General features: G+C 68.4%; 16 protein-coding genes and 1 pseudogene. 12 read left to right on the top strand and 5 right to left on the bottom strand.

Annotated features, from left to right (window positions below):
* Positions 1–83 precede the first annotated feature (83 nt).
* Complete coding sequence (locus G4D85_RS18425; RefSeq protein WP_164013709.1) at positions 84–548, top strand: DUF2267 domain-containing protein; 465 nt, start codon at positions 84–86, stop codon at positions 546–548.
* 37 nt (positions 549–585) lie between these two features.
* Here the strand turns inward: G4D85_RS18425 and G4D85_RS18420 are convergent, their stop codons facing one another.
* Both G4D85_RS18420 and nhaA read right to left on the bottom strand, forming a co-directional pair.
* Positions 586–2283 (bottom strand): ABC1 kinase family protein, encoded by a 1698-nt coding sequence (locus tag G4D85_RS18420; protein ID WP_164013707.1) that lies wholly within the window; start codon positions 2281–2283, stop codon positions 586–588.
* A 24-nt stretch (positions 2284–2307) separates the two neighbouring features.
* Complete coding sequence (gene nhaA, locus G4D85_RS18415; RefSeq protein WP_164013705.1) at positions 2308–3660, bottom strand: Na+/H+ antiporter NhaA; 1353 nt, start codon at positions 3658–3660, stop codon at positions 2308–2310.
* Positions 3661–3811: 151 nt separating this feature from the next.
* Between nhaA and mutS the strand changes: the two genes are divergently transcribed.
* From mutS to G4D85_RS18385, 6 genes are all read left to right on the top strand, one after another.
* Positions 3812–6577, top strand: a complete 2766-nt coding sequence (gene mutS, locus G4D85_RS18410) for a DNA mismatch repair protein MutS (RefSeq protein WP_164013703.1) — start codon at positions 3812–3814, stop codon at positions 6575–6577.
* A gap of 109 nt (positions 6578–6686) precedes the next feature.
* A complete protein-coding gene (locus G4D85_RS18405) occupies positions 6687–7709 on the top strand; it encodes a DUF3616 domain-containing protein (protein ID WP_164013701.1) in 1023 nt (340 codons plus the stop codon).
* A 178-nt stretch (positions 7710–7887) separates the two neighbouring features.
* Positions 7888–8253: an ArsR/SmtB family transcription factor gene (locus G4D85_RS18400; protein WP_164013699.1), complete on the top strand. Its 366-nt coding sequence runs from the start codon at positions 7888–7890 to the stop codon at positions 8251–8253.
* Positions 8250–8717, top strand: a complete 468-nt coding sequence (locus G4D85_RS18395) for an SRPBCC family protein (protein WP_164013697.1) — start codon at positions 8250–8252, stop codon at positions 8715–8717. Before G4D85_RS18400 ends, G4D85_RS18395 begins: the two co-directional genes overlap by 4 nt.
* Before the next feature lie 92 nt (positions 8718–8809).
* A complete protein-coding gene (locus tag G4D85_RS18390) occupies positions 8810–9574 on the top strand; it encodes a DUF3592 domain-containing protein (protein ID WP_164013695.1) in 765 nt (254 codons plus the stop codon).
* Positions 9575–9659: 85 nt separating this feature from the next.
* A complete protein-coding gene (locus G4D85_RS18385; protein ID WP_164013693.1) occupies positions 9660–11546 on the top strand; it encodes an N-acetylmuramoyl-L-alanine amidase in 1887 nt (628 codons plus the stop codon).
* A gap of 99 nt (positions 11547–11645) precedes the next feature.
* Here the strand turns inward: G4D85_RS18385 and G4D85_RS18380 are convergent, their stop codons facing one another.
* Positions 11646–11843, bottom strand: a complete 198-nt coding sequence (locus tag G4D85_RS18380) for a hypothetical protein (RefSeq protein WP_164013691.1) — start codon at positions 11841–11843, stop codon at positions 11646–11648.
* Positions 11844–12202: 359 nt separating this feature from the next.
* Here G4D85_RS18380 and G4D85_RS18375 point away from each other — a divergent pair, with 359 nt between their 5' ends.
* Complete coding sequence (locus tag G4D85_RS18375; RefSeq protein WP_275900303.1) at positions 12203–13846, top strand: tetratricopeptide repeat protein; 1644 nt, start codon at positions 12203–12205, stop codon at positions 13844–13846.
* Between the two features lie 185 nt (positions 13847–14031).
* Positions 14032–14391, top strand: a complete 360-nt coding sequence (locus tag G4D85_RS18370; protein ID WP_164013687.1) for a hypothetical protein — start codon at positions 14032–14034, stop codon at positions 14389–14391.
* Between the two features lie 63 nt (positions 14392–14454).
* Here G4D85_RS18370 and G4D85_RS18365 read toward each other — a convergent pair whose 3' ends face one another.
* Both G4D85_RS18365 and G4D85_RS18360 read right to left on the bottom strand, forming a co-directional pair.
* Positions 14455–14847 carry a hypothetical protein gene (locus G4D85_RS18365; protein ID WP_164013684.1) on the bottom strand — a complete coding sequence of 131 codons (393 nt, stop codon included), beginning with the start codon at positions 14845–14847 and terminating at the stop codon, positions 14455–14457.
* Positions 14848–14996: 149 nt separating this feature from the next.
* Positions 14997–16040, bottom strand: coding sequence for a DUF4253 domain-containing protein (locus tag G4D85_RS18360; RefSeq protein ID WP_164013682.1), 1044 nt, complete (start codon positions 16038–16040; stop codon positions 14997–14999).
* 18 nt (positions 16041–16058) lie between these two features.
* Between G4D85_RS18360 and G4D85_RS50320 the strand changes: the two genes are divergently transcribed.
* The 3 genes and pseudogenes from G4D85_RS50320 to G4D85_RS18350 all read left to right on the top strand — a co-directional run.
* Positions 16059–16181, top strand: a complete 123-nt coding sequence (locus tag G4D85_RS50320; protein WP_275900298.1) for a hypothetical protein — start codon at positions 16059–16061, stop codon at positions 16179–16181.
* A gap of 114 nt (positions 16182–16295) precedes the next feature.
* Positions 16296–17183, top strand: a complete 888-nt coding sequence (locus G4D85_RS18355) for a hypothetical protein (RefSeq protein WP_164013680.1) — start codon at positions 16296–16298, stop codon at positions 17181–17183.
* 101 nt (positions 17184–17284) lie between these two features.
* Positions 17285–18094 (top strand): annotated as a pseudogene (locus tag G4D85_RS18350) (RCC1 domain-containing protein); the annotation flags it as partial.
* Between the last annotated feature and the right edge of the window lie 126 nt (positions 18095–18220).

Genomic DNA, 18220 nt, shown 5'->3' with positions numbered 1-18220 from the left:
CTCGCTGATGGCCGTGCGTGTCATGGCCACCGTGACTGGGGCAGGTGGCGCCAGTGCGCCCTTCGCGAGCAAGGAGACAACCCATGGCGCAGCACACGCAACCCCCTCGCGACGTCTCCAACGAGCCGGTGAAGGAGCGGGACGAGCCCGCGGACCTCCAGCCCTTCCTGGACGAGCTGCAGAACAGTCAGGAGCTGCGGGTGAACAAGCTGGATGCGAGCAGGGCGGCCGAGGCCGTGCTCTGCACCCTGGCGCGGCGTCTGTCGGACGGCGAGGACGTGAAGCTGATGCGCGCGCTGCCCGGAGGCATCGGCCGCATGCTTGGCACCTGCTCCATCCACCGGGGCACCTCGCATGCGAAGCGGATGGGACGCGACGAGTTCATCGGCGACGTGGCGGACCACCTGCGCATCCCCGTGGACCAGGCGTTTCGGGTGCTGACGGTGGTGTTCACCGCCATCCGAGATCGCATCCCCGAGGACGAGGTGGCGGCCGTGGCCTCGCAGCTCCCCGCGGACCTCGCCGACTTGTTCCGCCGCCCGGTGTAGCCGGTGGAGAGGGCAGGGGGGCGTCCGTCCGTCCGCCCTACCGGCGCTTCTTCTGCGGCTTCTTCAGCCAGCGGCTCAAGCGCACCTTGCCCAGCCGCCGCCCGCCGAAGAGGTACCAGGTGAAGACGGCGCCGAACAGCGCCGCCGCCACGGCGATGCCCACCACACCCAGCACCGGCACGTTGCCGTACATCCACGGCTTGGGCGCGAAGGCGATGAACGCCCCCACGATGAAGCCACACGCGCACAGGCCCAGGAAGGCAATCACCGCCGCGCTGCGCAGATTCTCATTGAGCTTCTCGAACTGGTCCGCGCGGACCGTGACGGTGAACTTGCCGGACTCCATGTCCAGGAGGATCTGCGACAGCTGCGTGGGCAGGTCCGCCGCCATGGACTGGAAGCGCAGCATCGTCCGCATCAGCCCGCCCTGGAGCTGCGACGGGTCATACCGTCCGGCCAGCAGCTCCTTCGCGTACGGCAGCGCCACCTCGATGATGTTCATCTCCGGGTAGAGGCTGCGCAGCATGCCCTCGGTGGACACGGACGCGCGGCTCAGCAGCGCATACTCCTTCGGAATCCGGATGCGGTACTTCACCGCCAGGTCCAGCAAGTCGCGCAGCAGCGAGCGCGTGTCCACCTGCCCCAGCGTGGTGGCCAGGTGCTGGCCGAGAATCGCGTCGATGTCGTTGCGGAAGCCCACCAGGTTGGCGCGCGCGTCCGGCACGCCCACGCGGTAGAGGATGCGCGCCACCGAGTCGCTGTCCTTCAGCGCCACCGCGAGGCACAACATCACCAGCGTCTCCTGCATGGGCCGCGTCAGCCGCCCCACCACGCCGAAGTCCAGCAGCGCCAGCCGGTTGCCCTCCAGCAGGAGGATGTTTCCCGGGTGCGGGTCGCCGTGGAAGAGCCCGTCGTCGAAGAGCTGGCGGAAGGAGGCCTCCAGGATGTTCTTCGCGATGGCCTTCCGGTCCTCCTCCGGAAGCTGCGCCTGATTGATCTTCACCCCGCGGATGAACTCCAGCGTCAGCACCGTCCGGCTGGACAGCGCGGCGTAGACGCGCGGAATCTTCATGAAGGGCCGCTCGCGGTGGTTCTCCAGGAAGGCGCGGACGTTGTCCGCCTCGTTGAGGAAGTCGAGCTCCTCGTGGATGGCCCGGTCGAACTCGTCGACGAGGCCGATGGGCGTGTACACGCCCGTCTCCTCCACCACCGCCTCCAGCAGGCGCGCCAGGCTGCGCAGCACGCCCAGGTCCGAGTCGATGCTCGCGGCGATGCCCGGCCGCTGCACCTTCACCACCACCTCTTCGCCTTCGAGCGTAATCGCCCGGTGCACCTGGGCGATGGAGGCGGCGGCCAGCGGGGTGGGGTCTATCTGCGCGAACAGCTCCTGCACCTCCTTGCCCAGCGAGTCGCGAATCTGCGCGTGCACCTGCTCCAGGGGAATGGGGACCACGTGGTCCTGGAGGAGGGACAGCTCGTCGATGTACTCGGCGGGCAGCAGGTCCGCGCGGGTGGAGAGCACCTGGCCCAGCTTGATGAAGGTGGGGCCCAAATCACTCAGCAGCATCCGGAAGCGCCGGGCGGTGGAGGCCCGCTGGAGCTCCGGAGAGACTTCCACCTTCTCCTTGCGGCCCAGGATTCGCCACAGGCCGGCGCGCTCGGCCAGCTCGCCAAAGCCGTGGCGCGCCGCGATGACGGAGATCTGCCGAACGCGGTTGAGGTCCTGGAGAATCACGAGCGCCGCCCTTTGGGCCCTACGTTACGCCGGGGCCACCGGCTTCGCCACGAACCGCAGGAGGACGTAGCCCACCACCGCCGACAGCAGCGAGCCCACCAGGATGCCCAGCTTGGCCTCCCTCAGCAGCTCCGGCTCCCCGAGGAAGGCCAGCCCCGCCACGAAGAGGGCCACCGTGAAGCCGATGCCCGCCACCACCGCCACGCCGTGCAGCAGCCCGGGCCCCGCCCCGCCGGGCATGGCGGACACCCGCGCCTTCACCGCCACCCAGGTGAAGGCGAAGATGCCCAGCTGCTTGCCCACGAACAGGCCGACGATGATGCCCAGGGGCAGGGGGTTGAGCAGGTCCCCCCAGCTCATGCCCTCCAGGGAGATGCCGGAGTTGGCCAGGGCGAACAGCGGGACGATGCCGTAGGCCACGTACGGGTGCCACAGGTGCACGAAGCGGTTGAGGGGCGGCTCCAGGTCCTCCAGCCGCTCCTCGATGTAGAGCAACTGCGCCCCGCGCACCTGCTCGTCGCCCGCCTCCCGCACGCATTGGGCGGCGAAGCCGGCCAGCTCCTCCAGCACCTCGCGGCCGCTGCGCGTGGGGAGCGAGGGGATGCACAGCCCCAGCACCACGCCGGACAGCGTGGCGTGGATGCCCCCGTGGTGCATGCCGTACCAGAGCGCCGCCCCGGCCACGAGGTACGCCATGCCGTTGCGCACGTAGAAGCGGTTGAGGACGGCCAGCACGGCCAGCACGCCCGCGCTCGCCAGCAGCCACTCCACGTGCAGCCCGGTGCCATAGAAGAGGGCGATGACGAGGATGCCGCCGATGTCGTCGAAGATGGCCAGGGCGGTGAGGAAGACCACCATCGCGTGGCCCACCCGGGCCTTCACCAGGGTGAGGCAGCCGATGGCGAAGGCGATGTCGGTGGCCATGGGAATGGCCCAGCCGGCCATGGCCGGAGTCCCCATGTTGAAGGCGACGTAGAGGAGCGCGGGCACCACCATGCCGCCCAGCGCGGCGATGAGCGGCAGCAACGCGCGGGAGAAGGTGCGCAGCTCCCCGGCCGTCAGCTCCCGCTTGATCTCCATGCCCACCACGAAGAAGAAGAGCGTCATCAACCCATCGTTGACGAACTCACGGAAGGTGAAGCCCGCCCGGACTCCGTTCAGCCCGAGCTCCAGGTGGGCGTCGAACAGGGTGTTGTAGGAGGCGGCCCAGGGCGAGTTGGCCCACACCATGGCCAGCACCGCGGACAGCGCCAGGAGGATGCCGCTGCTGGCCTCCAGCCGGAAGAAGGCCTGGAGGGGGAACAGGGCCGCGCGGAAGAGGGCGGGGACGGGCGGCGGTGGCGGCGCGCGCGGAGCGGAAGGGGTGGGCGTCTCCATGGTGCCGGCAAGATGCCCGCCCGGGCAGGCGGGCGCACCCGTTTTCGGCCGGCGGCGGGCCGCAAGTGTCGGTGGCGGATGATAAAGAAACGCGGCAGGTAGGGTGGCGGGTTCGTTGATCCACAGGTCGGGTCATGAGAGAAGGGCAGGGATGGCCGTGACGCAGCAGGCGAAGGCAGCGAAGGCAGCGGTGGACCTCCCCGGGGACCTGACTCCGGACGTCGGGACGGGGGCGGGCGAGGGAGCGGGCGCGCGGGAGATTGCCTCCCTGACACCGATGATGCGGCAGTACCTGGAGCTGAAGGCGCTCCACCCGGACTCGGTGCTGTTCTTCCGGCTGGGGGACTTCTACGAGATGTTCTTCGAGGACGCCGTCCGCGCCTCGGAGATCCTCCAGATCACCCTCACCGCGAGGGCCAAGGGTGCGGACAAGGTGCCCATGTGCGGGATTCCGTACCACTCGGCGCGCCGCTACATCGCCCGCCTCATCAACGAAGGCCTGAAGGTGGCCATCTGCGAGCAGGTGGAGGAGGCCGGCAACGGGCCCGGCATCGTCCGGCGGGAAGTGACGCGGGTGATTACGCCCGGCATGGTGCTGGACGACGAGGTGCTGGAGCCGCAGGCCAGCAACTTCCTGGCTGCCGTGTGCTGGGGCGAGCGGGGCTGGGGCGCGGCGCTGCTGGAGGCGTCCACCGGCGAGTTCCTCGCGCTGGAGGCGGCCACGGCCTCGGAGCTGGCGGAGGCGCTGTCGCGCGTGGAGCCCCGGGAGCTGCTGGTGCCCCAGGGCCAGCGGAACTCGGCGGAGCTGGCGCAGCTGTGCGGCCGGCTGACGCGCACACCGGCGGTGGCGGAGGGAGAGCCGGCGGGCTTCGAGCCGACGCGGGCCGCGGGCTACCTGCGCAGCCACTTCTCCGTGCAGTCGCTGTCCGCCTTCGGACTGGACGACGCGCCCCTGGCCACCGGGGCGGCGGGCGCGGCGCTGCGCTACCTGAAGGACACGCAGAAGACGGCCGCGGCGCACGTGGACCGGCTGAGCCGCCAGGAGCGCGCGGGCCACCTCCTGCTGGACGAGTCCTCCCGGGCCAACCTGGAGGTGCTGCGCTCCCAGCGGGACGGCGGGCGCAAGGGCTCGCTGCTGGGCGTGCTGGACAGGACGGTGACGAGCCTGGGCGCGCGCAAGCTGGCGCGCTGGCTGGCGTCGCCGCTGGGCTCGCTGCCGGAAATCCACGCGCGGCTGGACTCCGTGGAGGAGCTGTCCGGGCGCAGCGTGTGGCGCGAGGAGCTGGCCACCCTCCTCAAGGAAGTGGGGGACCTGGAGCGGCTGTGCGGCCGGCTGTCCCTGGGGGCGGGCAACGCGCGGGATTTGCGCGCGCTGGGCCTGTCGCTGACGGGGCTGCCCCGGCTGGGGGCGGCGCTGGCGCGGTGCCAGTCCGCGCTGCTCCAGTCGCTCGCCGGGCCGCTGGGTGCGCTGCCGGAGCTGGCGGAGCTGCTGGGGCGGGCGGTGGCGGACGAGCCGCCGGTGACGCTGAAGGAGGGCGGGATGATCCGCCCGGGCTTCAACGCCGAGCTCGACAGGCTGGTGGCGCTGTCCACGTCCGGCAAGGACGTGCTGCTACAAATCGAGCAGCGGGAGAAGGAGCGCACCGGCATCTCCTCGCTGAAGGTCCGCTACAACAAGGTCTTCGGGTACTACCTGGAGGTGACGAAGGCGAACCTGCACCTCGTCCCTCCGGACTACATCCGCAAGCAGACCACGGTGGGCTCGGAGCGCTTCGTCACGCCGGAGCTGAAGGAGTACGAGGAGCAGGTGCTCACCGCGGAGGAGCGGCGGTGTGTGCTGGAGGTGCAGCTCTTCGAGGAGCTGCGGGCGAAGGTGGTGGCCGAGGCGCCGCGCATCCGCTCCGCGGCCGAGGCGGTGGCCACGGGTGACGCGCTGCTGTCCTTCGCGCGCTGCGCGGCGGAGTACGGCTACACGCGCCCGGAGGTGGACGCCTCGGAGGTGCTCCAGATTACGGCCGGGCGGCACCCGGTGGTGGAGCGCATGCTGGGGGCCAACGACTCCTTCGTCCCCAACGACGTGCGGATGGACCCGGAGGACGCGCAGCTGCTCGTCATCACCGGCCCCAACATGGCGGGCAAGAGCACGGTGATGCGGCAGGTGGCGCTGACGGCGCTGATGGCGCAGGCGGGCTCGTTCGTCCCGGCGAAGGCGGCGCGCATCGGCCTGTGTGATCGCATCTTCACGCGCGTGGGGGCGGCGGACAACCTGGCGCGCGGGCAGTCCACCTTCATGGTGGAGATGACGGAGACGAGCCACATCCTCCACCACGCCACTCGCAGGAGCCTCATCATCCTGGACGAGATTGGCCGGGGCACGTCCACCTTCGACGGGCTCTCCATCGCCTGGGCGGTGGCGGAGCACCTGCACGACACGGTGGGCGCGCGGGCGCTGTTCGCCACGCACTACCACGAGCTGGTGGACCTGGCGCGCGAGCGGAACCGGGTGAAGAACCTGTGCATCGCGGTGAAGGAGCAGGGCGGCAAGGTCATCTTCCTGCGCAAGCTGGTGCCGGGCGGGGCGAGCCGCTCGTACGGAATCGAAGTGGCGAAGCTCGCGGGCCTTCCGCCGGAGGTGGTGTCCCGGGCGCGGGAGCTGCTGCAGAACCTGGAGTCCGGCGAGCTGGACGACGCGGGCCGGCCCCGGGTGGCGGTGCGGCAGTCGGGGCGGAAGGGCTCCACGGCGGGGCAGCTCGGGCTGTTCGTGGCCGAGCCTGCGCCCGCGCTCCAGGCCTCGGCGACGGGGCTGACGCCGGTGCAACAGAAGGCGCTGGACACGCTGAAGGCCGTTACCGTTGACCGGATGACGCCGCTGGATGCGCTGAACCTGCTGGCCCGGCTGCAGCGCGAGCTGGAGTAGGCCCGCTGGCCGGGGGGAGAAGCGGGGACGGACGGCGGGCCTGTCGGTCAGATTACAGACCGCTTCGTCCCACTCCCCTCGGGCTTCCGTCGTGCAGAAGAGTGGGCCCATGAGGCTGGCATTCATCTGCGTAGGAGTCCTGGCCACGGGCTGTGCCGCCCGTGGTGTGCCCGAGCAACCCGCCGCCGTTCTGGTGAGCAGCACGGGGGCTCACGCCCCCATCCTCTTCGAGGGGATGTGTGATGCCTCGGGCGCGGTGGCGCTCGGCGGGGGCATGTTCGTGGTGGGGGACGATGAGGACAACATCCTCCGCGTCTATGACGCCCGGCGTGGCGGCGCCCCGGTGCGGAGCGTGGACCTGTCGCCGGACCTGGAGCTGCCCGCGAAGAAGAAGCCGCCGGAGGCGGACATCGAGGCGGCCACGGGGCTGGGCTCGCTGTCCTTCTGGCTCACGTCGCACGGCCGGAACAGCTCCGGCAAGAAGCAGCCGAGCCGCCTGCGCTTCTTCGCCACGGAGGAGACGGACGAGGGCCCGAAGCTGGTGGGGCACCCGTATGCGCACCTGCTGGACGACATCCTGGCGGACCCGCGGCTCGCCGCCTTCGCGCTGACGGAGGCCGAGGCGCTGCCCCCGAAGTCCGCCGGAGGGCTGAACATCGAGGGCATGACGGCGACGGCGGATGGGAGCGCGCTCCTCATCGGCTTCCGCAGTCCGGTGCCCCGGGGGCGGGCGCTGGTGGTGCCCGTGCTGAACCCGACGGAAATCATCCGGGAGGGGGTCCGGGCCCGCCTGGGCGAGCCGCGGCTGCTGGACCTGGGCGGGCTGGGCATCCGCTCCCTGTCATGGTGGCGCGGGCGCTACCTCATCATCAGCGGGGGCACGGCGAGCGAGGCGACCTCGCGCCTGTTCACCTGGCGCGGTGGGGATGATGCGCCCGTGCCCGTCTCGGACGTGGACCTCACCGGGCTCAACCCCGAGGCCTTCTTCACGCCGGAGCAGGCGGAGGACATCCTCCTGCTGAGTGACGACGGCACCGTCCCGCTCGACGGCGTTGAGTGCAAGCGGCTGAAGGACCCATCGCGCAAGCGCTTCCGGGGCGTGTGGGTCCGGCTTCCGCCCGAGCAGACCTGAGTCGAGACAGGAGGCGTCTTCCGGAGCCGGACCGGCTCGGAGCACGGGCGGCGCTGCGTTGGCGGCGCCAGCCGGCCAGGGTTGCGCCTGGCTCGCGGCCCGTCGCTCCTCCCAGCAGCGCACCCTGATAGTTAAGTGACGGCTTGACTATTGGGCGCGGAGCCTTAAAGTTAAGCCAATGCTTAACCAACGCGAGCCCATCGACCGGGTGTTCCACGCCCTGGGAGACCCGACCCGGAGAGTCCTGCTGGAGAGGCTGAGCCGGGGCCCGGCCTCGGTCAGCGAGCTGGCCCGGCCGCTCGGCGTGACGCTGGCGGCCGTCGTTCAGCACCTCCAGGTGCTGGAGGACAGCGGCGTCGTCCGGACGGAGAAGGTCGGCCGGGTCCGTACGTGCCGGCTTGAGCCCACGGGGCTGCGCGCGGCGGAGCAGTGGCTGGAAGAGCGGCGCACCCTGTGGGAGCGCCGGTTCGACCGCCTGGGCGCGCTGCTCGAAGAGCAGGACGCGTCCGAAACCCCCACCGAGAAGAAGAAGGAAGAGCCATGACCCAGCAGCCAGTCATCCACAGCACCTTCACCATCGACCGCGTCTACAAGAACGCGTCCCCCCAGCGTGTCTTCGCCGCCTTCTCCACACCTGCCACCAAGCGTCGGTGGATGGTCGAGGGCGAGGGCTGGGAGGTCCTCTCCTTCGACATGGACTTCCGCGTCGGAGGCCTGGAGCAGAGCCGCTTCCGCTTCAAGGGTGGGCCGGAGATCCGCAACGACACCGTCTACCAGGACATCGTCCCCAACCAGCGCATCGTCATCGCGTACACGATGGGGATGGGCGACAACCGGTTCTCCGCCTCGCTCGCCACCATGGAGTTCGTGCCGGCCGAAGGGGGCACGCGGCTCGTCTTCACCGAGCAGGGCGCCTACTTCGACAACGCCGACGCACCGAAGAACCGTGAGGAGGGCACGCGGCAGTTGCTGGAGGCGCTCGCCGAGGAGCTGAAGAAGTCCCAGTAGTCCAGCACAGGCCCGGCCCCCCACGCGCCAATGCCTGTCCCGTGCCTGAGCGCGGACGGGCTGGCCCGCGGGTAGGGTAGGCTGCGGGCCGCATGCAGCTCGCCATTCCCCATGCTCCCCGGAAGGTCCTACTGACGCAGGTGCCCGGCGCGGTGGGCCGCCTCGTGCGAGGCGTGGTGCTGGGCCTCGCCGCCATTGCCCTCGTCGGAGCCGGTGCGGCGTGGGCCGGGCGCTTCTTCGTGGAGGAGCAGGGCTTCGCCGTGCGCGCCGAGGAAGTCGAGGGGCTGCTGATGGCCACGCGGCTGCCACCTCTGGACGCGCGGGACGGGGCGGAGGGGACGCTGGAGGTGCTCTACACCTTCCAGGACCGGGAGCACTCGGTGGCGGGCGTGCGCACCTTCGCCGAGTACGCGGAAGGGCTGGGCCATGGCGCGAAGGTGAAGCTGCTGGTGGACCCGAACCAGCCGGACCGGCCCCGGGAAGCGGGCTTCGCGCGGGCACGGGCCTCGCGGGTGGGCCTGCTGCCCTGGGGCCTGGGACTGGGGACGCTGCTGGCGGTGGGCTTCTTCGCGTGGGAGGCGCGTCGGCTGTGGCGGGCGGAGGTGGAGCCGCTGCGGCTGGGCGCGCTGGTGTGGCTGACGCCGGAGGGGCCGCTGCCGGAGACGCGCCGCGAGGTGGTGTTTCCCGCGCACTACTTCCGGCAGGACGTGAAGCACGCGGTGCGCGCGCGAGTGCGGCCCGGGCGGGCGCCGGTGCGCAACGGAGACAAGGTGCTGGCGGCGGTGGTGCCGCGGCAGCCGGGCTGGGCGCGCGTCATCGACCAGGACCTGGCGAAGGTGCTGGGCTGGGTGCGCTGAGGTAGACCGTTGGGGGCCGAAAATTTGCCGGTGGGTTGGGGCCGTGTGACACACGCCTGTAGCTCCCAGTCCGCCGGAGGAACCCATGCGCCTCGCCCTCGTGCTGCCCCTGCTGCTGCTGCTCGTCCCGGGCGCGGTGGGAGCGGCGAAGCGGAATGAGGCCGAGGAGGCCTACCAGGGCGCCCGGCGCGCCTACTACGCGCTGAAGGACGACGCGGCCCGGCGCAAGCTGCGCCACCACTGGCTCAACGTGGTGCGCAAGTTCGAGACGGTGGCCAGCAAGCACCCGAAGTCCGAGCGCGCGCCGGATGCGCTCTTCACCGCGGCAGAGCTGCTCCAGGAACTGAGCCGCGCCTCCTTCGTCGAGGAGGACCTGAAGTCGGCCATCTCCCACTACAAGCAGGTGTGCGACGGGTACCCGAAGCACCGGCTCGCGGATGACGCGGCGCTGGCGCTGGCGCGCATCCAGGTGAATCGGCTGGACCAGCCGGATGCGGCGCGCCGCACCCTGACGGAGGCGCTCGCCACCAACGGCAAGGGAGACCAGGCGAAGGACATGAAGGCGCTGCTGGCCTCGCTGCCGGGGGCCAAGGTGGCTCCGGCGAGCCGGCCCGCGCCGACGAAGGCCGCGCCCTCCGACGAGCGCGCCTCCGCGGTGGCCCAGGTGTCACCGCCGGCCGAGCGCAAGGGGCCCACGCTGGTGGAGGCCATCGAGAAGCTCGCGCGCGAGCCGTCGCCGATGATTCCCCGGTTGGACCCGAACGCGCGCAAGGCCGTGGAGGACGAGGAGCCGGGGCTGGACTCCGCGGTGGTGGCGGCGCTCGCGGCGAAGAAGGCCTCGGAAGACGCGCAGGTGGCCAGGGACGCGAAGTCCGTTGCTCCGGCGCCGAGCACCGTGGCCTCGGCGCGGAAGCAGCCCGCCGCCGAGGAGCCGCCGGCCCGGGACACGAAGGCGCCCGGGGTCGTCGCGGCCCGGGACGTGAAGCCGGAGCCCGTGTCGGCGCCGAAGTCCGGCGCGTCCGTCCCGGAGTCGAAGCCCGCGGCCGAGCCGTCCTCCGCCGTGGCGGTGGCGGAGAAGTCCGCGCCCGTCCGCGAGAAGGACGAGGCGAAGGGGCAGGGGAGCGCGAAGGCCTCCGAGGCGCCGTTCCACATCGCCGTCGCTCCGCCGGAGCCGCCGAAGCCGATTACGCGCCCGGTGGACGACCAGGTGGCGCAGGCGCGGCTGAAGGCGGTGGCGAAGCAGTCGCGCAGCGCGGAGCTGACGCTGGCGGAGCAGCTCGGGCTCAAGGTGCGCCGCGTGGTCATCGACCCGGGGCACGGCGGGCATGACACGGGGGCCATCGGCAAGGAGGGGACGCGTGAGAAGGACGTGGCGCTGTCCATCTCCAAGAAGCTGGCCGAGGCGCTGCGGGAGAAGGGGCTGGAGGTGGTGCTGACGCGCGACGACGACCGGTTCATCCGGCTGGAGGACCGCGCGAAGTTCGCCAATGCCGAGCACGGCGACTTGTTCATCTCCGTCCACTGCAACGCGGCGGCGAAGCGGAAGCTGCGAGGCGTGGAGACGTACACGCTGAACACGTCGGCGGACCGCTACTCCATCCGGCTGGCGGCGCGGGAGAACCAGTCGTCGGAGAAGGGCATCAGCGACTTGCAGTTCATCCTGGCGGACCTGGCGACAAAGGCAAACACCGAGGAGTCGTCGCGGCTGGCGAACCAGGTGCAGCGCAACCTGGTGTCGGGCCTGGCGCGCAAGTACACGGGCATCAAGGACCTGGGGCACAAGGAGGCGCTGTTCTACGTGCTGCTGGGCGTGAAGATGCCGGCCATCCTCGTGGAGACGTCCTTCCTCTCCAACCCGGAGGAGGAGGAGCGCCTGGCCTCGGGCGCGTACCAGTCCGAGGTGGCGAATGCCATTGCCCAGGGCGTGGAGGCCTTCCTCGACGACCGCAGCCGCGTGGCGAAGGTGGACTGAGGTTCCCGCGCGCTATTGCACGAGCAGCTCGCTGAACGTGGAGTACTGCACGCCGTGCGCATTGCTGGGCAGCGTGAGCACTGCGCTTTCGATGGGAAGCTAAGCCGGGTCGAGCGGAATGTCGGTCACTTCGACCTCGTCGCCTGCCGTGAGGCCAAGCTGCCCGGCGAGTTCCAGCAGTTCGGAGAGGTCCACCTCATACCTGCCGTTCACCAGTAGCGAGTGCGAGTCCAGGCGCCATGGCGAATACTCGCTGTCGATGCTGATGTTGCGCGTCCCGGTGGGGCGGCGATTCAAGGGGGTCGACCTCGAACAGGCAGAGGGAGCAGGGATTCTTGCTCGCCTGCGGGTTCGTCCAGGTGACTGGTACAGTCAGGGCGTGTGCCGCGTGAATCCGGGTAACCTGAAAGGTTCGCGCGGGTCGCAAAGCTGATGAAGGAAGAGGGTGGAGGGGGCCTTGCGCGCCGACTTTAAGTACTCATCAAGCCACCGGAGGACCAGCCGGTGCTGGGATTCGCCGCATAGGCGGAGCCATTGGACATGGTGGCCGAGCGCCAGTCTAATTTGGTTCAAGAGCAGTAGCCCCTTTCCAAGAGGAAACGAAAATCTGTGGGTGAGAGAAGACGTCCCTGGGGAAATTGGCTATACTCCCATGTATGGGAACAGCCCCATCGACACCCAAGCGACTGATTCACGTCTTCATTGCGTCACCGGGGGACTTGGCAGAAGAACGCCGGGCATTCAAGGAGACAATTGACGAGCTAAATAAGGGCTTTGGTCGTGGCGCAAACGTTGAGTTTGTCCCGCTCGGATGGGAAGACGCACTTGCGCTAGTCGGTCGACGTTCGCAGAGCGTAATCAATCAGGACGTCGATACGTGCGATGCTTTTATACTGGTCATGTGGCGTCGCTGGGGCCAAGAGGCCCCAGATGCCGCTCCATACTCGTCCTATACCGAGGAAGAGTTCTATCGAGCATTGAGGCTGTTTGAGAACGCAGGACGCCCAGAGATTTTTGTCTTCTTCAAGCACATTGATCCGGGGCAGATGGCAGATCCTGGTCCACAACTCACAAAGATCCTTGAGTTCCGCAAGAAGCTCGAGTCAACTCGCCAAGTACTCTATCGTGGATTCAAGACGATTGAGGAATTTAGGAACGAGATTGATACGCACCTTGTCGCTTTCGCAACCGGGAGGGTCCCAACTCCAGGGGGGATGACGCGTGTTCCGCTCCTGCCTGACTCTGTTGCGTTGGAAGTAGAGAAACACAAGGGAGATGCGCAGCGCGCTGTCAATGAGATTGAGAAGCTCAAGGCTGAGATGCAGCGCCTTATGGAAGAGGCAGAGCGGGCACGAGCAGAAGCAAAGAGCGCGTTGGCGCGAGCCGAGGCGGCCGAGAACGTGACGGAAGCCAAGGCAGCACGACGGTCAGTAGAACTGGCCGAGCAGGCAGCCAGGGCTGCTTTGGAGGGGAATGTCGAGGAGGCCCGTCAGGATTTCGCAAAGGCGCTCGATGGAACAACGAACCTACGTGTGCTTGGCCTTGGGGCGGAGTTCTTCGCAAGAATTGGTGAGCACGACGAAGCCGAGAGGCTGGCAAGACGCCGCTTGGCAATTTGTGGCCCCGATGCGGAAACGGCCGATACTGCTGAGGCATATAGCGCGCTTGCTGATATTATTTGCGGAAGGCCTGGTGACCTCAGTCAGGCCGAGGAGATGTACAGAAAGGCGCTGGGGATAGCTGAGTTGCTGAAAGATCCTGAGCGCATGAGCATTGAGTATACGAACCTTGGAATATTGTTTGAGTTGCGAGGTGAGTTGGAGCAGTCGGAAGAAATGCACAGAAAGGCCATGGTGTTAGACGAGGCGCTTGGTGACAAGTATGCACTGGCTAGAGATTACTCCAACCTTGGGACCATATATCGAAAAAGAAAGGAGTTTGACAATTCCGAGGGTGTGCTCAAGAAGGCGCTAGAGCTTGATGAGGGGCTTGGGTTGGAAAGTTATGTTGCGACGGATTATCTGAGCCTCGGAGCCCTTGAGGTGAATCGGGGGGAGCTTGATAAAGCGGAAGAGTTACTCCGGAAGTCTTTGGAGGTTTCTCTGCGAGGCAATTTAAAGCAGTTTTCCGGACGAGCATATGAGGCTCTTGGAGTTGTGGCCTTAAGGCAGTCTCAGCCGGACAAAGCCCGGGAGTTGATGAGGCAGGCGGAGGCGATATATAGGCAGCTGTCCATGTCCAAGGATCGGGATCGTTGTGCCTCGTTAATCGCCAGGCTTGATAGGCCGCAAACCCAATAGCTCGTTAGGTTAGATCAGCTTCACGCCGCGTTCGTCCCAGAGTCGCTCATCAAGCCTGTCGCCTGTCGCGGGAGTGGATCCGATCCTGAGCGTCGGATGAACTATCAAGGCAGCAACAGGTAGGCGGGGATGGCTGTCGGCAGAGGAAGAAGAATCTGGTGGGTTCCGCCACCGGAGGTCTGCCGATGCCGAAGGTGATTCTGGATGTGCCGGAGGAGGTTGCGGAGAAGCTGCGCTCCATGGAAGCAAAGCTGAAGGCGATGGTGGCCGCAGCTCGGGAGGGGGCGGCGGAGTTGGACGTGGACAGCGCGCTGGTGGCCGTCGACGAGGCGGTGGATGCGACGGCCCTGGAAATGAAGCGGAGGGTGCTTCAAGGGCTCGACACCGACGCGCCCCGCCTCCTCATCGACGGAGAACTCCACGCCCGCGTCGGCCGCTACACGGCGACGTACAAGACGAGGCAATGTGCCGGCGCCCAGGTCCAGGTACTGGTGCGTGGGCCGCACGTAGCAGCACGCGCCAATGCGGCGGGGCGCACGGCATGAAAAAGGGGAACCCCTGGAAGGGAGCTCCCCGGACGCGCCATCAGGATGGCGTGCCTGTCGTGCTCAGTAGGACCAGGCGTCCAGCGTCTGGTTGCCCACGATGGTGCCGTCGTTGCGGATGTACAGGCGCGCCCCGAACCAGTTGCACAGCAGGCTGTTGTAGACACTCTGCCGGGGCGCCAGCAGCCCCGACGTGGAGTTACCGCCACAGTAGGCCGTGTACCGGGTGTTGTGGGTGTAGGACAGGTTCATGACCTGGAAGGTCGTGGTGCCCGTCAGCCACGTGGAGAAGTCCCGCGTCTGCATGGCGGGAATCTGGTTGTACTCGATGGCCTGGGCCACCTCGCCCGTCTCCGGCGTCTCCACGGGCTCCCCCGCCGCGTCGAGCTCGCCGCCACAGCCCGCGGCCACCAGCGCGACAGCTCCCAGCATCCCAAACTTGTTGAGCATCTTCATGACTTCCCCCTCAATACGAGTTGTCCCTGAATTGAGACGGGCCGGATGTATAGGGGTTTCCACGCAGTGTAAATGGTGTGTATTTGACACCGTGATGCAGTGCGGGAGGACCCAGGGGTCACGCGCGAACGCGGGCCGGTAGGCGGCCCTCAGTCCCACCAGAGGTACCACGTGGTGGACTGCATCAGGGCGGTGGCCTCCTGCGCGGCCGTGCCCATCTCGGAAGGCTCCAGCGCCAGCTGCTCCCGCGCGAGCGCCAGCGCGGCGTCCCGGTCCTTCGCGGGCCGGTCCATCACCCACTCGACGATGCCCGGGCGGACGGAGGCGACGCGGGCGCCATGGCACTCCTCCCAGCGGCGCGACAGGGCCGTCACCTTCACCAGGGACGGCGTGGACTCTCCCGCCTGCATGAGGACGGGCAGATGGGCCAGCGTCTTCCACGCGGCGTCGGTGGGCACCAGCGCCAGACGCACACGCGCATGGGGCTCGCCGGACAGCGGTTCGAGCACGGCCTCCAGCGACGTGCCGACCCGGCTCGGCTCTCGCTCCTCGCCACCGTCCGACGCGGAGGCTCGGGCCTTCGCGACCAGGGCGTCCACGTCCAGGCGCTCGGCGTGCGCCAGCACCGTCGCGGGGTCATCCATCGGGTCCTCGTCCCTGGGCAGCCCGATGTAGTTCGGAGCCCGCCCCTCGGGCGTCGGCAGCTCGTCGCGGTACTGCTGCCACGCGAGCGGCATCGCCTTCATCTCACGCTCATCGCCGCCGAGGAGCACGGGGCGGTAGCCGGTGCGGGACGCCTGGGCATCCAACGTGTGCCACAGCCGCTCCGCCTCCTCGCCGGGCACGTCCACGTAGAGAACGCCGTAGCCCTCCGGGTAGAGCGCATGCAGCGGCCCCAGCCCCAGGCCCTGGAGCGACGCGGGCGTAGGCACCTCCGGGACCAGCTTGCGCAGGAGCTCGAAGCCCCGGACATCCAGTGCGGGTGGGGGGTAGCGCTGGCGGGGCTGCAGCGCCCCGGGACGCAGCTCATCCAGGACGAAGGTGAGCACCTCCCCCGGCGAAGGGGCCCTCACCTTGGCCCCCACTGCGAGCGACGGGTCCAATAGCCGCGCCTCTCTCAGGGACAGCTGGCCGTACCGGTTGGTGACGGTCTCCACCACCTCCAGGGCCGGCCCCTCCCTGTTCGGGGACACGGGTATCCGGGCCCACGGGTGGCCATTCAGCGTGCGCGCCTCCAGGTCCAGGCCCTGGTGGGGGCGCGGGTGGGCCTGTGGCTCTGGAAGGAGCTCCCGCCCTCGGTGGAGGACTACCTCTCCACGAAGCGGGGCTACTAACGGTGTGCGGTGGGCCACGTGCCCAGACCGTTTTTCAGGCATCATTCGCCCTCGTATGCGGGTTGTACTGCTTCTGCAACGGGACGGTGCTTTCATGCGCGCGTGGGGACTTCCATGAACACGCAGGACATTCATCGTGAGTGCCGAGCATCACGTCTCGCACCTGCTCGGCGGAGCCGCATCGCCGCGGCGCTGCTGCTGCTGGGATTCAACACCCTTCCTCTGGCGGGTCAGGCCCAGGAGCGGGGGCGGGGGCGGGTGCAGGACTATCTGCTTTCCGCGCGCCGCCTCTACGACGAGCTCGAATATGAAAGCGCGCTGGAGCAACTCTCGCTGGCACGGCGCTTCTCGGGTGGTGCAGAGGACGATGTGCTCCTTTCCCTTTACGAAGGGGTCATCCAGGCGGACCTCGGCAAGACGGACGCGGCCGCTGCGGCGTTCAAGGCGGCCCTCCTCCTTCAGCCCGAGGCGAAGCTGCCTGTACTCATCTCTCCCAAGGTGAAGCAGCAATTCGAGTCCGTGCGTCAGCAGGTGAAGCACGAACTGGATGCAGAGGCACAACGCCGTATGGCTCATGGAGGGCCTCCCGCGACGCCGGCTCAAACGGTCGCTGAGATACAGCCTCTCCCAGAGGTGTCGCATTCTTCTTCCGGCATTCAAGTGGCCGATAGCCGCGGGACACGCACTCGTGCGTGGCTGCCGGCCACGATTGGCGGAGGGCTGCTTGTGGGCGGTGGGGTGTCATATCTGCTGGCCCGTGGCGAGCAGTCCAAGCTGCGCGGCAATGAGGCGAGCCTCGCCACGCTGGAGGACGTAAAGCGCAGTGCCTCGCGCGGGCGGACGTACCAGTGGGTAGGCCTCGGCCTGGCGGGTGCTGGCGTGGTGGGGCTGGGAATCTCCGCAAGTATGTACCTGCTGGGGCAGCCCTCGAAGTCACAGCATCTGGGGATTGACGTGAGCACGGATGGGACGTCCGCATTTCTGCTCGGGACGTGGCCGTGAAGACGCGCACCCATTCCCTGGTGCTGGTGGGACTGCTGACCGTCCTCTCCGGCTGTATCGACTTCGGGCAAGAGCAGAGTGGGTTCTGCCAACGCAACCCGGTGCGATGTGGCGCGCAATCGACTGGGAGCGAGGACGCGGGCAGCACCTCCGACTCCGGTACGACGGGTGGCGAGGACGCGGGTCCGACCGTCGACGGAGGCTTCGTCGAGCCTCAGGTCTCCGCTGGCGGTGGCTTCAGCGTGGCACTGAAGGCGGACGGCACCGTCTGGGCCTGGGGCGACAATGAATATGGCCAGCTGGGCGATGGGACGACTACCGAGCGGCTGACGCAGACGCAGATGCCTGGCCTCACTGGCGTGGCAGCCGTGGCCGCGGGCGGAAGCCACTCGTTGGCGCTGAAGGCGGACGGCACCGTCTGGGCCTGGGGCAACAATGGGTCAGGCCAGCTGGGCGATGGGACAAACACCCAGCGGCTGACGCCCACGCAGGTGCCCGGCCTCACTGGCGTGGCGGCCCTGGCCGCAGACTCACGCCACTCGCTGGCAGTGAAGGCGGACGGCACCGTCTGGGCCTGGGGCAACAATGGGTCAGGTCAGCTGGGCGATGGGACGACCACCCAGCGGCTGACGCCCACGCAGGTGCCCGGTCTCACTGGCGTGATAGCCGTAGCTGCAGGCACAAATCATTCGTTGGCGGTGAAGGCGGACGGCACCGTCTGGGCCTGGGGCGACAATGAGTATGGCCAGCTTGGCGATGGGACGACTACCGAGCGGCTGACGCCGACGCAGGTGCCCGGTCTCACCGGCGTGGCGGCCCTGGATGCGGGCTTCGCTCACTCGCTGGCAGTGAAGGGGGACGGCACCGTCTGGGCCTGGGGCGACAATGGGGCAGGCCAGCTGGGCGATGGCCCCCTGTGTCAGGGAAGATGTCGCCTCGGCTAACTCGCTGAGGTGACACCGCCCAGGGGGCGAGGACAGGCAGACACGCCGTGCCGTACTCGGAAGTTTTCAAGCAGCAGATGGTGAAGAAGATGC

It is taken from the genome of Pyxidicoccus trucidator, assembly GCF_010894435.1.
GTDB classification, from domain to species: domain Bacteria; phylum Myxococcota; class Myxococcia; order Myxococcales; family Myxococcaceae; genus Myxococcus; species Myxococcus trucidator.
This window is presented reverse-complemented; position numbering and strand designations above follow the sequence as displayed.

Excerpts from the sequence above, each read along its gene's own strand:
- G4D85_RS18375 (WP_275900303.1), top strand. The coding sequence starts at position 12,203 with ATGGGAACAGCCCCATCGACACCCAAGCGACTGATTCACGTCTTCATT.
- G4D85_RS18405 (WP_164013701.1), top strand. The coding sequence starts at position 6,687 with ATGAGGCTGGCATTCATCTGCGTAGGAGTCCTGGCCACGGGCTGTGCC.
- G4D85_RS18390 (WP_164013695.1), top strand. The coding sequence starts at position 8,810 with ATGCAGCTCGCCATTCCCCATGCTCCCCGGAAGGTCCTACTGACGCAG.
- G4D85_RS18370 (WP_164013687.1), top strand. The coding sequence starts at position 14,032 with ATGCCGAAGGTGATTCTGGATGTGCCGGAGGAGGTTGCGGAGAAGCTG.
- G4D85_RS18365 (WP_164013684.1), bottom strand. The coding sequence starts at position 14,847 with ATGAAGATGCTCAACAAGTTTGGGATGCTGGGAGCTGTCGCGCTGGTG.
- G4D85_RS18385 (WP_164013693.1), top strand. The coding sequence starts at position 9,660 with ATGCGCCTCGCCCTCGTGCTGCCCCTGCTGCTGCTGCTCGTCCCGGGC.
- mutS (WP_164013703.1), top strand. The coding sequence starts at position 3,812 with ATGGCCGTGACGCAGCAGGCGAAGGCAGCGAAGGCAGCGGTGGACCTC.
- G4D85_RS18355 (WP_164013680.1), top strand. The coding sequence starts at position 16,296 with ATGAACACGCAGGACATTCATCGTGAGTGCCGAGCATCACGTCTCGCA.
- nhaA (WP_164013705.1), bottom strand. The coding sequence starts at position 3,660 with ATGGAGACGCCCACCCCTTCCGCTCCGCGCGCGCCGCCACCGCCGCCC.
- G4D85_RS18425 (WP_164013709.1), top strand. The coding sequence starts at position 84 with ATGGCGCAGCACACGCAACCCCCTCGCGACGTCTCCAACGAGCCGGTG.
- G4D85_RS18395 (WP_164013697.1), top strand. The coding sequence starts at position 8,250 with ATGACCCAGCAGCCAGTCATCCACAGCACCTTCACCATCGACCGCGTC.
- G4D85_RS18400 (WP_164013699.1), top strand. The coding sequence starts at position 7,888 with ATGCTTAACCAACGCGAGCCCATCGACCGGGTGTTCCACGCCCTGGGA.